At 70.4% G+C, this 2,347-nt stretch carries 2 protein-coding genes; both read left to right on the top strand.

Features of this window, described 5'->3' with window-relative positions; all coding sequences use genetic code 11:
- Positions 1-587, top strand: a 587-nt coding sequence (locus NBZ85_RS30345; protein ID WP_438803118.1) for a flavin reductase family protein, incomplete at its 5' end; no start/stop codon positions are given.
- Between the two features lie 931 nt (positions 588-1,518).
- Positions 1,519-2,347: DUF4397 domain-containing protein (locus tag NBZ85_RS30340; RefSeq protein WP_261563340.1), on the top strand; the 829-nt coding region annotated here is incomplete at its 3' end.

Genomic DNA, 2,347 nt, shown 5'->3' with positions numbered 1-2,347 from the left:
CCTCATCACCGCCGGCCCCCGCTGCGGAGGATCGCGGCGCGGCGGCCGCGCTGCGCGGCGCGTTCCGGCGGCACGCCGCCGGGGTGACGATCGTGACGATGAACGGCGCGGACGGCCCGGTCGGGTTCACGGCGACGTCGGTGGCGTCGCTGTCGCAGAGCCCGCCGCTGGTGTCGCTGTCGCTGTCGGCGGGCTCGTCGATCGTCCCGACGCTGCACGCCGCGGACACGCTGGTCGTGCACCTGCTCTCCCACGACCAGCACGAACTGGCCGCCCGGTTCGCGACACCGGGCGCCGACCGGTTCGCCGCACCCACGCGGTGGCGGCCGTTGGGCACCGGGGAGCCGCTACTGACCGACGCCGCGGTCTGGCTGCGCTGCCGGATCCGCGAACGGATCCCCGCGGGCGACCACTGGCTGATTGTGGCCGAGGTGGTGGAAAGCCGGGCGGAGCGGTCCGACGCGCCGCTGGTGTACCACGACGGTGGCTACGGAACGTTCGTCGGCCCCGTCACCGATGGCGCGCCCACCCCGGGCGAGGGCGATCTGGGCATCCGGGCAAGCCGGCCGGGACGCCCCACACCATGATCGATAAGGTGGGCCGACCGAGCCTCGTCAACAGCGTTGATTATCTTGTAGTCGCGATGACTACCTTCCGGCGCACTAGCGAACTCGTCCGCGACGGCGGTGTGCTGCCCTGGTCTCCACGCCGACATGGGGGGTGACCGGCCCGCGGGCCCCTCTGCCCCACCGCGGAGGGCGACCCGCCCATTCGGGGGCCCTCGGCAGGCCCGGCCGGGCGCCGTCGCCGGAAGCGCCGGCGGCCGTCCTCACCTGCCGTCCCCTTATCTGTGGCTGACGGAGGCCGGCGCAATCGGGCTACTCCATTTCCGCGAGCCCTTTCCGGTAGCCACTTTCAGCCTTCATCCCTCGGTCCATGGCGGACCAACAACCGGCGCGCGGCGCACCCCGACGGGCTGAAATCGCAGAATCCCGTTGATTAACAGCCCAAAAGGGCTCCGTTCGACCCGCGCGGACGGCACTTGACACGCCTTCAAGCGGAAGAAGGTTGCGCCACCAAAGGCGCGACTTCGATCGCAGTTTTGACCGAGGGTCGCTCAGGACGTTCTTCGTATCGCTCCCCGCAGCGGGGTACCCCGTTCGTCTACGATGCCGATCTGACCGCCCTGAACTGGGATTTCATCCCACAACGGCGGGCGCAGTCCGCGCGATCGACCTCGCCCCACACTCCGGGCATGGCCATATACACACGTGTGAATCTTCTCGAGTCGGAGCAGCGGGGAGCCCTATCTTCGTCCCGAGCCTGCCGCGGTAAGGTGCAAATGCCCAGATTTCTGGATGACGTCGCCGGGAGCTCAAAGTAATGCAATGGATCACACGCTCTCATCTGAGAGCGGGCGCTCGAACGATCGGCGCCATGGCGGCGACGGGATGTCTGACGTTGGGTCTGCCCGGCGTGGCGTCAGCGACCCCAACGCCGAACAAGGATGCCGGACTGGTGACGCTGGTTCAGGGGCTGCCGGGTATGAAGGCGGACGTCACCATGGACGGGCAGACCCTGATCAAGGACCTGGTGGCTAAACAGGTCGCGGACCCGAAGCCGCTGGTCGCCGGGGCCCACCGCGTCGAGATCCGGCCTGTCGGCCAGTCGGCGAGCGTGACGCCGCCGATCGCCACCGACGTCGCCGTCCACCCAGGCACCCGGCTCTCGGTCGCCGTGGGTCTCGACGCTGCGGGCAAGCCTCTCGCGCGGGTCTACGACGACGCCACCAGCGCGGCCTGGCCGGCCAACACCTCGGCGATCGTCGTCCGCGACGTCGCGGCGCTGGCGACCGGCCAGATCAAGATTGACGGCAAGTACGTCGGCGAGGTCCCGAAGACCGGTCAGGTCGTCCAGACCTTCCCTCCTGTCTCGCCCGAGGTCGCCGCCAACGTCGTCCCCTGCCTCATCACCGGCAAGACCAAGGACGGCCTCCCCTGCGTCTACGTCGGCCCGCCCGTCGTAGACGTGCCTGATGTCGGCGGCGTGCCTGGTGTCGGCGGCGTGAACGTGCCCTGCGTCACTACCGACAAGACCAAGGACAATCTCCCCTGCGTCGGCGGAGTACCCGGCGTCGGCGGAGTACCCGGCGGCGGCACCCCCGGCGTCGGCGGAGTACCCGGCGGCGGCACCCCCGGCGTCGGCGGAGTACCCGGCGGCGGCACACCAGGTGGCGGCACACCCGGTGGCGGCACACCCGGCGTCGGTACACCCGGTGGCGGCACACCCGGTGGCGGCACACCCGGTGGCGGCACCCCCGGCGTCGGTACACCCGGTGGCGGTACAC

The sequence above is a fragment of the Frankia tisae genome, from assembly GCF_025403405.1.
Classification (GTDB): Bacteria; Actinomycetota; Actinomycetes; order Frankiales; family Frankiaceae; genus Frankia; species Frankia tisai.
The sequence above is the reverse complement of the archived record's forward strand: the minus strand, read 5'-3'. Positions and strand labels throughout refer to the sequence as shown.